The organism is Pararhizobium sp. A13 (genome assembly GCF_040126305.1).
Taxonomy (GTDB): domain Bacteria; phylum Pseudomonadota; class Alphaproteobacteria; order Rhizobiales; family Rhizobiaceae; genus Pararhizobium.
Genome location: NZ_CP149510.1, coordinates 4,050,607 through 4,063,793 on the forward strand (window position 1 = coordinate 4,050,607; position 13,187 = coordinate 4,063,793).

Annotated in this window: 11 protein-coding genes; 8 read left to right on the top strand and 3 right to left on the bottom strand. The window is 62.3% G+C overall.

The window, feature by feature from the left end:
- Positions 1-8 precede the first annotated feature (8 nt).
- A complete protein-coding gene (locus WI754_RS19815; RefSeq protein WP_349435141.1) occupies positions 9-2,078 on the top strand; it encodes a hypothetical protein in 2,070 nt (689 codons plus the stop codon).
- A gap of 69 nt (positions 2,079-2,147) precedes the next feature.
- On the opposite strand, the gene WI754_RS19820 is transcribed toward WI754_RS19815, so the two are convergent.
- Positions 2,148-3,104, bottom strand: coding sequence for a LysR family transcriptional regulator (locus tag WI754_RS19820; RefSeq protein ID WP_349435143.1), 957 nt, complete (start codon positions 3,102-3,104; stop codon positions 2,148-2,150).
- A gap of 96 nt (positions 3,105-3,200) precedes the next feature.
- On the opposite strand from WI754_RS19820, the gene WI754_RS19825 reads away from it, so the two are divergent.
- Positions 3,201-4,169: an MBL fold metallo-hydrolase gene (locus WI754_RS19825; protein WP_349435145.1), complete on the top strand. Its 969-nt coding sequence runs from the start codon at positions 3,201-3,203 to the stop codon at positions 4,167-4,169.
- Positions 4,170-4,213: 44 nt separating this feature from the next.
- On the opposite strand, the gene WI754_RS19830 is transcribed toward WI754_RS19825, so the two are convergent.
- Positions 4,214-4,714 (bottom strand): N-acetyltransferase, encoded by a 501-nt coding sequence (locus WI754_RS19830; protein WP_113005775.1) that lies wholly within the window; start codon positions 4,712-4,714, stop codon positions 4,214-4,216.
- Between the two features lie 277 nt (positions 4,715-4,991).
- Between WI754_RS19830 and WI754_RS19835 the strand changes: the two genes are divergently transcribed.
- A complete protein-coding gene (locus WI754_RS19835) occupies positions 4,992-5,975 on the top strand; it encodes a glutathione S-transferase family protein (protein WP_349435146.1) in 984 nt (327 codons plus the stop codon).
- 2 nt (positions 5,976-5,977) lie between these two features.
- On the opposite strand, the gene WI754_RS19840 is transcribed toward WI754_RS19835, so the two are convergent.
- Positions 5,978-6,466 carry an NUDIX domain-containing protein gene (locus WI754_RS19840; protein ID WP_349435147.1) on the bottom strand — a complete coding sequence of 163 codons (489 nt, stop codon included), beginning with the start codon at positions 6,464-6,466 and terminating at the stop codon, positions 5,978-5,980.
- A gap of 89 nt (positions 6,467-6,555) precedes the next feature.
- On the opposite strand from WI754_RS19840, the gene WI754_RS19845 reads away from it, so the two are divergent.
- The 5 genes from WI754_RS19845 to WI754_RS19865 all read left to right on the top strand — a co-directional run bounded on the left by WI754_RS19845 (position 6,556) and on the right by WI754_RS19865 (position 13,182).
- Positions 6,556-7,458, top strand: a complete 903-nt coding sequence (locus WI754_RS19845) for a metallophosphoesterase (RefSeq protein ID WP_349435149.1) — start codon at positions 6,556-6,558, stop codon at positions 7,456-7,458.
- Positions 7,459-7,624: 166 nt separating this feature from the next.
- A complete protein-coding gene (locus WI754_RS19850) occupies positions 7,625-8,182 on the top strand; it encodes a tetratricopeptide repeat protein (RefSeq protein WP_349435151.1) in 558 nt (185 codons plus the stop codon).
- A gap of 195 nt (positions 8,183-8,377) precedes the next feature.
- Positions 8,378-8,896 (top strand): RNA polymerase sigma factor, encoded by a 519-nt coding sequence (locus WI754_RS19855; protein WP_037127137.1) that lies wholly within the window; start codon positions 8,378-8,380, stop codon positions 8,894-8,896.
- Positions 8,897-8,899: 3 nt separating this feature from the next.
- A complete protein-coding gene (locus tag WI754_RS19860) occupies positions 8,900-9,733 on the top strand; it encodes an anti-sigma factor (protein ID WP_349435152.1) in 834 nt (277 codons plus the stop codon).
- Positions 9,734-9,897: 164 nt separating this feature from the next.
- Positions 9,898-13,182 carry an adenylate/guanylate cyclase domain-containing protein gene (locus tag WI754_RS19865; RefSeq protein WP_349435153.1) on the top strand — a complete coding sequence of 1,095 codons (3,285 nt, stop codon included), beginning with the start codon at positions 9,898-9,900 and terminating at the stop codon, positions 13,180-13,182.
- Positions 13,183-13,187: the final 5 nt, after the last annotated feature.

Genomic DNA, 13,187 nt, shown 5'->3' on the forward strand with positions numbered 1-13,187 from the left:
GCGCGCGGATGACACTCGATTTCTCGCCGCTCCTTCCTTGGCCGTTCATCGCCGTCCTCGCGCTGATCGCCGCTCTCCTGTCGGCCCTCGGGTTCTGGCGCGGCGTGCGCGGTGCGGCGTTCCGCACGGCGGCGCTTGCGGCGCTGGTGCTTGCGATCGCCAATCCGGTTTTCTTTCAGGAAGAGCGCGAACAGCTGTCCACCATCGTCGGCGTCGTCGTCGACCGCAGTCAGAGCCAGGGCAATGCCGGCCGGCGTGAAATGACCGATGCGGCGCTGGCGGCGCTCAAGCAGCGGCTAGCGAAATTCCCGCAAATCGAGGCCCGCATCGTCGAGGCGGCCGATGACGAGGACACCGAAACGCCCTCGACAAAGCTCTTCACGGCGCTGCAGACGGCGCTTGCCGATGTGCCGCCCGCCCGCGTCGGCGGCGCGGTCTTCATCACGGATGGCCAGATCCACGACGTGCCCGATATCAACCAGCCGCTCGGCTTCGATGCGCCGGTCCATGGCCTGATCACGGGCAAGCCGGACGAGTTCGACCGTCGCATCGAAGTGGTCAGCGGCCCGCGCTTCGGCATTGTCGGCGAGGAACAGAAAGTTACCTTCCGCATTGCTGACGACGGCGCAGCACCCGGCGGTACCGCCGAAGTGACTATCAGCCTCAACGGCAACGAGATCGCCAGGGAAATGGCCGAACCCGGCACCGACGTGCCGTTCACCTTCACCGTCCCGCGCGGCGGCAACAATATCCTCGAATTTGCCGTCGCCACGGTCCCGGGGGAAGTGACGGACGCCAACAACCGCGCCGTTCACGTCATCGACGGCATTCGCGAGAACCTGCGGGTGCTTCTGGTTTCGGGTGAACCGCATGCCGGCGAGCGCGCCTGGCGCAATCTTTTGAAGTCCGACGCTGCCGTCGATCTCGTGCATTTCACCATTCTCAGACCGCCGGAAAAGCAGGATGGCACGCCGATCAATGAACTCTCCCTGATCGCCTTTCCGACCCGCGAGCTTTTCGTCGAAAAGATCAAGGAATTCGACCTGATCATCTTCGACCGTTACCAGCATCGAGGCGTCCTGCCGATCCTCTACTATGACAATATCGCGCAATATGTGGAAAACGGCGGCGCGCTGCTGATCGCCGCCGGGCCAGAGCACGCGGGCGATGATTCGATCGCGACGACACCCCTTTCGGCTGTTCTCCCCGCCAATCCGACCGGCTACGTGAACGAGAAGGCCTTTTATCCGCGTCTTTCGGACGAGGGAAAGAAGCATCCCGTGACGCGCGGGCTGGAAGGAGCCGACAGCGAGCCGCCGCATTGGGGCCGCTGGTTCCGCACGGTGGATGTCGACCGACCGCTCGGCCAGACCGTGATGCAGGCAGCCGACGGCAAGCCGCTACTTGTGCTCAACCGGGTCGGCAAGGGCCGTGTCGCCATGCTGCTCTCCGACCAGGGCTGGCTCTGGGCGCGCGGCTTCGAAGGCGGCGGCCCAAGCGTTTCGCTCTATCGCCGCACTGCCCACTGGCTGATGCAGGAACCGGCGCTGGAGGAAGAAGCGCTGACGGCGCATGCCAGCGGCCGAACGCTGGAAATCGCCCGGCAGACGATCGCCGGCGATCCGGGCATGGCGACGCTGACCTATCCTTCGGGCAAGACGGAAGAGGTTGCGCTCAAGGAGGCCGAGCCCGGTCTCTACAAGGCCAGTGTTCGCACGACGGAAACCGGCCTGTTCGAAGTGAACAACGGCGAACTCAACACGCTGGTGCATGTCGGCAGCGTCGATGCGCCGGAGTTCAAGGCAACGATCTCGACAACGGAATTGCTCACCCCCTGGGCGGAGAAGACCAAGGGACTGGTGCGTCGTCTCGCCGACGCCGACGGTCCGGTGGACCTGCCGCCGATCCTGCCGGTGCGCGGCACGGTCCGCGTCGCCGATGATCAGCGCATGTCTCTGCGCATGACCGACGAGACAGTGCTGAAGGGCATCAATTCGCTGTCGCTGTTTGCCGGTTTCCTCGGCCTTGCCGCCCTGCTCTTCGTGCTCTCCGCCACCTGGCACCGAGAGGGACGGTGAGCGTCAGCGAAGCGGACGTGGCTAGCCACCGACAGTCTTCGTCGCGAGTGCCACGTGCTGCGGGCCTTTTTACTGGGCGGCGATCTTGGGCGTCGGCCATTCCTGGGATTGGCTGAAGACCTCCCGGATCTGATCACGCAACCAGACACTCGCCGCATCCTTGCCGGCATGCGCAGGCCAGACGAGGGTCACGGGCGGGAAGCGCAGGTCGATCGGAACGGGGCTGATGACCAGCCCCATGAGAGACGCGTATCGGCGGGCGATCCGGGCGGAGATGGTGGCGATCACCGGACTGGCCTTTGCCGTCGACAGGATTGACATGAAATCAGGCCCGGCGGCAACGACATTGAGGTCCGCTCCTGCAAATTCGAGCGCGTCTTCCACGCAGCCGTGAAGGCTCTCGCTCTGCGAGATGACCGCGTGATCGGCAGCGAGATAGTCGTCCAGGCCGACGGGAACGCCGAGCGAAAGCAAAGCGGGGTTGTAGCAACATTGCACATCCGCCTCGTACAGCACCTCCGAAACCTGGCGCGTGGCGCGCGAATAGGTGCAGCCGATCGCCATGTCGAGCGCGCCACTATCGATCATCGCATCGACCTGATCCGGCAGACAACCGCGTGCGAGAATCCGCACCCCGGGCGCAAGCTTGCGCAGCCGTGCCGTCAGATCCGGCAAAAGCAGAAGCTGCACCTCGGCTGACATGCCCAAGCGAAACACTCGGCTTTCTGTTGCCGGATCGAAGACATCGGCAGAAAGAAGAGCTGCCTGCGCCTGTCTCAAGGCGTTGCGTATCGGCCCCGCCAGCGTGCGGGCGCGCGCCGTTGGCTGCATGGTCTGGCCGACGCGAATGAAAAGCTCGTCCTCGAACAGCATGCGCAAGGTCGAGATATTATGGCTCATTGCCGGCTGGCCGATCTTCAGCCGCCGCGCAGCACGCGTGACGCTCCCCTCCTCCATCATCGCATCGAAGGCAATGAGGAGGTTGAGATCGAAGGTCCGCAAATTGAAATGATCGATAGATTGCATGACCAGTATCGATTTGATTGCTGATGGTCGCATAGTTACGTTTTCGGCAGGTGCTTGCAAGGCCCCTTCACGATATCTTGCTCAAGGAGTTCCACCATGCCGACCCGCCGCTCGGTCCTCAAGGCAACAGCCACCACCCTTCTCGCCGCCGCCTCTTCCGCGGCGCTTCCCGATCTCGCCTTTTCCAAAGCGCCGCTGAAAGGCGGCCAGGCGCCTGGCTACTACCGCCTGAAGGTCGGAGCCTACGAAGTTACCGCGCTTTCGGATGGAACCGTCGCCCTTCCGCTTGCAAAACTCTATGCCAACACGACTGTCGACCATGCGGAAGCAGCGCTCGCTGCCGCATTCCAGGGGGCCGCGTCGGAAACGTCGGTCAACGCCTATCTCGTCAATACCGGCGAACGGCTGGTCCTGATCGACGCCGGTACGGGCACCTTTCTCGGCCCGACGCTTGGCAGGTTGGTCGCCAACATCCAATCCTCGGGTTACAAGCCGGAAGAGATCGATGATGTCATCCTGACCCATGTCCATACGGATCATTCCGGTGGTCTTGTCGCCGAGGGCAAGCGCGTCTTTGCCAATGCCATCGTCCGCGTCAACCGTCGCGAAGCCGAATTCTGGCTCGATCCGAACGAGGAAAAGAAGGCGACGGCAGCCGTGAAGGAGCAATTCGCCCAGGCGCGCGCCTGCCTCACGCCTTACATCGAGGCGGAAAAATTCGAGATCTTCGGCGACGATGCCGAGGTCGTGCCGGGCTTCGCCTCCCTGCTCAGGGCCGGCCATACGCCGGGCCACAGCGCGATCGTGATCGAAAGCGAAGGCCAGAAGCTGATGTTCTGGGGAGATGTCACGCACGGCGACGTCCTACAGTTCGATGAGCCCGATGTGGCGATCGCCTTCGACGTCAACCAAGAGATGGCGGTTGCTGCGCGCAAGCTGGCATTCGAGCACGCCGCCGACGGCGCCTACCTGGTTGCCGGCGCCCATATCGCATTTCCCGGCATAGGCCATCTGCGCCGGGACGACACGAATTACGGTTGGGTCCCGCTGAACTACAGCCTTTAACACCAGCAAGGGGGCGTCATCGCCCCCTTCGCTTTTCCGGGTGATCATCCGTGCCAGCGAATTTCGCCCTTCAGCCGCGCGTGCACATCCTCTCCCATCGGCACGACGAGGACCCGGTTCGGATCGACCGGTCCCGGGAAAGTCAGCGCCGCATAGGCCACCTTCTCGAACCCGAGCGGCTGGTAATAGGGCGGATCGCCGACCAGGATGACGCCTTCCGAGCCCTTGCGCCGCGCCGCTTCGACGGCGATGCGGACCAGTTCCCGGCCGATGCCGCGGTTCTTGTGCGAGGGCCGTACGGCAAGCGGCCCGAGCAGATGGCCCTTGACGGAACCGGCAAGAACCGGGGTCATCCGCACCGAAGCGATGGTTTCGCCGTCGTCGGCGCAGACGAAGGACAGCGACAGGTCGTGCGGTCCCTGCTCGCGGATACGCGCGGCGGCGCGGGCGAACCGGCCGGGACCGAAGGCTTCTTCATTGATGATTTCAATTGCTGCGTCATGGGACGCGTCTTCGGTCAAATAGACGAGGTCGTGCTTTTTCATAAACATCAGAAAACCGTGCATGCGAGACGTATAGGGGTGATGGCTACGCCCAAGGCGTTTTCGGCATCAGCGTCGTCGCGGGTTTCCTGGAAAGAACATCGAATGTGAATCCGGTTGCATGAAAAAGGCTGGGAGGCCCGATAGCAGAAAAACGCCCGCTGTCAAAGCCCAAAACGCACTGTTCAGCATTTGCAGGCTAATGTGCGCCGCCACGACAGGCTATCTACAGGGCAACCAATACACGAACAGGCGGCACCCCCGCCGCAGGAGATCGATGATGGGCATGCTGGTTCACGGCGTCTGGCACGACGTCTGGTACGACACCAAGGAAACGAAGGGCCACTTCAAGCGCGCCGCCGCGCAGTTCCGCAACTGGATCACCGCAGACGGCTCGGCCGGCCCATCCGGCGATGGCAGCTTCAAGGCCGAGGCCGGGCGTTACCACCTTTATGTGTCGCTGGCCTGCCCCTGGGCGCACCGCACGCTGATCTTTCGCAAGCTGAAAAAACTCGAAGACCTGATCTCGGTCTCGATCGTCGATCCGCTGATGCTGTCGAAAGGCTGGGAGTTCAAGAACGAGATCGGCGGCACCGTCGACCATCTGTTCGGCTCGGAAGCGCTCTGGCAGGTCTATGTGAAGGCCGATCCGCACTACTCCGGCCGGGTCACGGTTCCTGTCCTCTGGGACAAGAAGCAGAACAAGATGGTCTCGAACGAGTCCTCTGAAATCATCCGCATGTTCAATTCGGCCTTCGACGGGCTGACGGGCTCGAAGGACGACTTCTATCCCGAGCAACTTCGAAGCGAGATCGATGACCTGAATGAGCGCATCTACAATGCGGTGAACAACGGCGTCTACAAGGCTGGCTTCGCCACGACGCAGGAAGCCTATGCGGAAAACGTCACGGTCCTGTTCAAGGTGCTGGACGAACTGGAAGAGCGCCTTTCCACCCGCCGTTATCTTACCGGTGACAGGATCACCGAGGCCGACTGGCGGCTGTTCACGACGCTGGTGCGTTTCGACCCGGTCTATGTCGGCCATTTCAAGTGCAACATCCGCCGCATCGCCGATTACACGAACTTGCAGGGCTATCTGCAGGATCTCTATCAGGTTTCCGGCGTCGCCGAGACGGTCAACCTGCGCCATATCAAGGAACATTATTACCGCAGCCACACGATGATCAATCCGACCGGCGTCGTCCCGGCCGGTCCGGAGCTTGATCTCGACATGGAACATGAACGCGAGAAACTGGCGGCCTGATTCTACCAGAAATCCGCTGGCGGCATTTGACCCGAAAGTTCCGCCAGTCGCCGGTGCGTGGCAGCCGTCGTATCCTTGGGAAGATCGTCGAGCGCGAAAAAGCCGGTCTCGACGATCTCCAGGTCCGGTTTGCGCGGCGCCGTCTGGCGGACATTGCGGCAGCGATAGAAGAGCACATGATCCCGCTTGCTCGTCAACCGATTGAAATAGACATGAAACAACTCAGGCGGATCGGTCAGTTCCAGATTGCCTTCCTCGCGCAACTCCTTGACCAGCGCCTCGAAAGCTGTTTCGTGCCGCTCCAGCCCACCGCCCGGCATGTGCCAGCCAGGCACGTAGGAGTGCCTGACCAGGAAAACCCGGCCATCGTCGTCAAAACAGGCGGCACGCACACCCATTGTCATGCCCCGCGCGAAGGCGAAATAGCCGTGAATCAGACGGGTAACGAGCCGCGTCTTCCAGCTGCGCATTTCCGGCGGCGGTTCCGTCATGCCGATCCGGTTCCTTTCATCAGTGTCTGGCCGAGGATAAAGCGCCCCGACTGATTCCCCTTTTCGGGAATATGCGCTAGGTACAAATTATGTTCAAACTCGCGCATATTTCCGACATTCATCTCGGGCCCCTGCCGGATCTTTCGTACCGTGAACTCGCATCGAAACGCATCACCGGCTTCGTCAACTGGCACCGCAACCGACGCAACCATCTGGTCGGCAACACGCTCAATCTGCTCATGGACGAGATCGAGCGTGTCGATCCGGACCACCTGGCGATCACCGGCGACCTGGTCAACCTCGCCTCCTCGCGTGAAATCGAGATCATGACCGAGTGGCTGAAGGAAGCCGGCGACCCGGAAAACATCTCGATCGTCCCCGGCAACCACGATGCCTATGTGCCGGGCGCCTACGAAAAGACCACCAAGGCCTGGTACCCCTATATGCGCGGCGAACGGGGACCGACGGAGTGGAACGAGGATTTCCGCTGCTATCCCTATCTGCGCGTCCGCGGCCAGGTGGCATTGATCGGCTGCTCGACCGCCGTCGCCACGCCTCCCTTCGCCGCCAGCGGTTATTTCGGCAGCCGCCAGGCGCGCGAAACCGTCAATCTCTTGCGCGCCGCGGGTGAAGCCGGGCTGTTCCGCGTGGTGATGATCCACCATCCGCCGATTCGCGGCGCGACCTCGATGTACAAGCGCATGCTCGGCATCCGAAGGTTTGCCGCAACGATTTCCGCCGGCGGCGCCGAGCTGGTGCTGCACGGACACACGCATCTGAACACGGTTTATTCCCTGAAGGGTCAGATCAAACCAGTGCCCGTCGTCGGTATCGCTTCGGCATCTCAAGGTCGTGGCGGCAAGAAACCGCCGGCGGGGTTCAACCTGTTTTTCATCTCGGGAAGCCCGGGGCACTGGAACCTGGTGCGCGAACGGTTTGAACTGACCATGGATGGCCATTCGGTGACGCTGGTCGAAACCACGCGCTTCTGATCCCGCAAGCGTTATCGTTACTCGCCAAAATGCCAAAAAACGCTATGCTTGGGGAAATATTCGGCGTTCGTCATCCGTCACATAGGACTGATCGGAAGACAGGACCGCTGGCGCCATCACAGACGTCACGCAATCCGGTTTCCGGGAGCAGTTTCAAAGCCAGGAGATGACCATGATCAATCGCAAGACCGCACTGATTGCCCTGTTTTCTGCCGTGTGCGCCTTTACACTTGGCCAAAGGGCCTGGGCCGCCGGTGAGGACACCACGACTCCTCCGGAAAAGACCCAGACCTCCACGGAATGCAAGGACGGAAAGGTCTGGGACAAGGAAAAGAAGGAATGCGTCGATGCCAAGAAGAGCGGGCTTGACGACGACATCCTGTTCAAGGCGGCACGCGAACTTGCCTATGCCGGCCAGTATGAAAACTCGCTGAAGGTTCTCGACGCCGTCAAGGACCAGGACAGCGCCCGCATCCTGAACTACCGCGGCTATGCCAACCGCAAGGCCGGGCGCATGGAGCTTGGCATGAGCTATTACAAGCGGGCGCTGCAGGCCGACGAAAACTACATCCTTGCCCGCTCCTACATGGGCCAGGCTTTGGTTGAACAGGGACAGATCGAAGAGGCAAAGGCACAGTTGATCGAGATTCGCGACCGCGGCGGCGAAAACACCTGGGCCTACCGCGCCCTCTTGGAAACGCTGGGCGGCGTTCGCCACTACTGATCATGCTCCGGCCGGGCGGCCTGGTTGCCCGGCCTTTCATCTGGCATTGGGAAAATGCCTTTGAAGCGGCAAAATATGCGCTCCCCGACGGCTGCCGACTTGCAGACCATGGGTCAAATGTTTCATATCAACCGGCGTGTATTTTCGACCCGGAACGAATAAAATCCCGTTCCGGAACGTTTCTTTGGAAGAGCAATGCGTCCAGCGGCAGAATCGAACGAATTCAGACGGGACTTGGTCAGTGTTCTGCCCAAGTTGCGCCGTTTCGCAATGACACTGACGCGCAATGCCGCCGATGCCGATGATCTGGTTCAGGAGGTCTGCGAGCGGGCGATCACCCGCAACCACCTTTGGAACGGCGAAGGGCGGCTGGAAAGCTGGATATACGCAATGACACGCAATCTGTGGATCGACGAAATCAGGAAGCGCAAGGTCCGCACCGGCGGCGGCACCGTCGATGCCTCCGAGCAGGACGAGTTGTCGATCGAGGCATCCGGCGAAAAGGCCGTTTACGCCAATCAGTTACACAAGATGATTCTGTCCATGCCGGAAGGGCTGGCGAGCGTCTTCGTGCTGGTGAATGTCGAAGGACACAGCTACCGCGAAGCCGCTGATATTTTGAAGATCCCGATCGGGACAGTGATGAGCAGGCTTTCGACGGCACGCATGCGTCTGGCCGCAATGATTACAGAGACGACGGAAAGGAGGGCCTGAACGTTGCAAAGCACGAAAGGGCTCGCGCTCGAAGTTCGTCTGTCGGCCTATCTCGACGGCGAAGTAAGCGAAGCGGAACGCAAGGAACTGGAACAGTTGGTGGCGCGCGACGACGAAGCCCGACTGCTTCTTGAAATGCTGAAATCCGGAAATGCCTTTGGCAACAAGGCGTTCGAAGAGTTTCTGCACGATCCGGTTCCGCTGTCGCTGGTGCGTCGGATCAAGCAAGGCCCGGGCGTCAATCCGAAAGCCGAGCGTGTCGTCAACGCCGCACCGCGCCAGGCGAAGGTCCGGCTCTGGCCGCGCGCGCTTGCCGCGTCGATCGCCTTGCTGCTGGTCGGCAGCTCAACCGGCTACCTTATCGGCAGGACCAGCAATGACGGCGCCCCGTCGATGAACGTGGCCGCAGCCCGCACCTGGCTCGACGACATCGCCGACTATCACCGTATTTATTCGCGGCAAACGGCGGAACATCTCGTTGAAGTGCCAGCCTCGGGCGACGCCAGGATCGAGAGCTGGCTTGCATCGAGCGTCGGCGTGAACTTCTCTCTGCCAGACCTGAGCGCGCGCGGCCTGACCTTCGAAGGCGCTCGACTGCTCGTCGCAGGTGGAAAGCCGGTGGCGCAGCTGATGTACAAGAACGAGGACGGCGACGTCTTCGCCATCTGTTTCCTGAAAAGCAAACCCGGCACATCCGACGGGAAGATGACGGAAAGCATACGCGACGATATCGCGATGATTTCCTGGCAGAAGAGCGGCGCGTCCTATGTGGTCGTTGGCCCGTCGGCCGACGCCAATCTGCAGCAGCTCGCCGATACTGTTTCGACAATGATCTGACGGCATCCCAGACATCACCGCAGCGCGAGTACCGGATACCGCGTCCGGGTGGGCGGGGTTTCCCGCTTGCCACCCCCTGGTATCGGGTCCATTATCTGTCGTGGTAGGAGTTGCCGCCACGCTCAAGGGAGCCCGTTGGCGAATGGCTCTTGAGGCGTGCGGCGATGAACTGCGTTCAATGCGGTTGTGAACTCCGAACCGGATTTGCCTTTTGCCCGAACTGTGGAGCAAAGCAGCCGAGACCTTGCCCTGAATGCGGCTATCTCTGCCTGCCGGATTTTGCCTTCTGCCCGCAATGCGGCACGGAGGTCACCGCCCGGCCGGCAACGGATAAACCGCGGCAATCCCATCCCCACCCGTCACCGATAGCCGCCGTGGGCACGGAAGCCTCGCCGGAGCCGTCCGGAGCCGACAAGCACGCCGATGCCGACCGGCGCACCGTCACGGTGCTCTTCGCCGATCTTTGCAACTTCACCACGCTGAGCGAACACACCGACCCTGAACTGCTCCAGACGCTGCAGAACGAACTGTTCGAGGAACTGACCGAGGCGGTGCAGACATTTGGCGGGTTTGTCGACAAGTTTATCGGCGATGCCCTGCTCGCCCTGTTCGGCGCGCCGCAGGCGCATGAAGACGACCCGGAACGGGCATTGCACAGCGCGCTCGAAATGACCCGCCGGGTGGCGCGCATCGCCGAACGGTGGCGCAACCGCGTCAGCCTGCCGCTTGCCCTGCATATCGGCGTGAACACCGGACCGGTGGTGGCCGGGGGCGTCGGCGCCGGCAATACCAAGACCTATTCGGTGACCGGCGATACCGTCAACACTGCGCAGCGCCTGCAATCGATGGCGGAACCGGGCGACATCCTCGTCGGCCCCGTTACCCACCGCCTCACCCGGCATGCCTTTTCCTTCAGCTCGCTCGGCACGCTGCCATTGCGCGGCAAGACCGAGGGTGTGCTGGTGCATCGGCTGATCGGCCGCATCGAGGCCGCGGCCAGTCCGCGCGGGCTGTCCACACTCGGGCTCAGCGCGCAGATGGTTGGTCGCGATGCGGAACTCGGCAGTCTGCTGCGCTGCCTCGATGCCGCTTGCGCAGGGGTTACGCAATTCGTACGGCTGACTGCTGAAGCCGGCGCCGGCAAGACGCGCCTGGTCACCGAATTCCTTGGCAGGGTGCGGAGCGAACCCCGTTTTGCCGATGTTGTCGTGCGTCAGGCGGCCTGCTCCTCTTTCGGCGAGCCATCATACGGCACACTCGCCGCGATCGTGCGGTGCGCCTACGAGATCGGTGCGAACGACAGCACGGACGACGCGCGCCGCCAACTCTCCAGCGGCCTCGACGCGCTCGACCTGGCGGCCGCGGACAGGGAGCGATTGATCCCGCTCTTCCTGTGTATTCTCGGTTTCGGCGATCCCGGCGGCATGCTCAAACACCTCGAGCCCGAGCAACTGCGGCGGCAGATTTTCTACGCCATCCGCACCATCCTCGAGCGCCGGCTCGAACGGGCACCGCTGCTTCTGGTGATCGAAGACCTGCATTGGGCCGACGCCGCCTCCCTTGAGACCTTGCGTTTTGCCATGGACCGGCTGGAGCGCAACCGGCTGATGCTGCTGACCACTCATAGGCCCGCATTCGAAACCGACAGGCTGAATTCTGCCAAGGCCAGCCTGACGATGCTGCGTCTCCCTCCCCTTTCCTCCTCCGACGGACATGACCTGCTTTCCGCCCTCTTTGGTACGGGCGGACTACCGGCACGGCTCTGCGACCGGATCGTCGAGCGCGCCGGCGGAAACCCCCTCTTTATCGAGGAGATCGTACGCAGCCTGATCGAAGTCGGCGGATTGCGGCGCAGCGGCGCACGCTGGGAAGCAACCGCCGAGGCGGCCACGGCCGACATTCCCCTCAACGTTCAGGCGATCATGCTGGCAAGGATCGACCGGCTGCCGCCGCCCATGCGCAAGCTCGCCCAGACGGCAGCGGTCATCGGTACACGATTCGATACATCGGTCCTCGAAGCCGTCTTCTCCGATTCGACCGAGATTGAAACGGGTCTCGATCACCTGTGCGAGGCGGAAATCATCGAGGAGGTGGCCGGCGGGACCACGACCTCGGCGCCCTCCTATGGCTTTCGCCAGACGATGCTCCATGAGTTGGTCTACGACAACCTGCTCCTGAAACGGCGTACCGAATTGCACGGGCTCATCGGCGAGACCCTCGAACGGCGATATGGCAAGGACCCGGACCGGCTTGAGGATCTCGCCCTGCTTGGCCATCACTTCGGACGCTCTGCGCAGAAACAGAAGGGAGCCAGCTATCTGATGGCCGCCGGCGACCGAGCTCGCATGGCCTATGCGAATGACGACGCGCTCCGCTTCTACCGCGGGGCGCTTGACGCGCTTGACGATCACCGTGACGGCGCCTGGATCGTACTCTGTGAGCGGATTGCAGATCTTTGCGGGCCGGCCGGCCAACGCGACAGGGCGATGGAATTTTACGGCACCGCGCTCAAGGCGCACCAGGACGCGGCCGATCGCACGGCGGCGGCACGGATATCACGCAAACTCGGCCGGCTGCTCTTCGATTCCGGCAATCGCGAGGCCGCGCGCAGCCGTTTTGCCGAGGCCGCTGCATTGCTGGAGGGCGCAAACGCCCCTATCGAACAGGCGCATCTGTTACAGGAACAGGGTCACCTCGCCTTCCGCACCGGTGACTATGCCAGCGCCATCAAATGGGCTGACGAGGCTTTGCGCTGCGCCGAACGGCTGCCGCCGCAACAGGACAGCGGGGAAACCACAAACGAAGCCACACTGGCGATCGCGCAGGCGCTCAATACCAAAGGGACGGCGCTCGCACGGCTTGGAAAGACAAGGGAGGCCGTCACGGAAGTCGAGCGCAGCGTCGAGGCAGCGCTCCGCTGCGGCCAGCTCAATGCCGCCTGTCGCGGATATACCAATCTCGGCGTGCTTTACACGATCATCGATCCAGCGCTCGCCATCGAGATTTGCGCACGCGGCTACGAGATGGCGAAACGGATCGGCGATTTCGGCTTCCAGGCGCGGCTGCTGACGAACATCGCCGTCGCCTACTGCACCTTCACCGATCGCTGCGCACGGGAGGGCATGCCAGCGGTTCACAAAGCGCTGGCGATCGACCGGGCGCTCGACCAGCGGGACCATCTGCCGGTGCCGCTCTTGGTGCTCGCACAGATCTATCAATGCCACGGCCAGCCGGACCTTGCCCGGCACCATTACATTGAGGCGCTCGAGGCCGCTCGTGATACCGGAGAGGCGCAATTGCTCTTTCCGTGCTATGATGGCCTGGCAACGCTCAGCCTCGACGCCAACGACATGGAAGAGGCGGAACGCTACTTCGATTTGGCGCAGGATATCTGCGCCCGGCACGATATCGATCCCAAGACACTGGTGATACTGCCGTTTCTTGACTAGCGGAG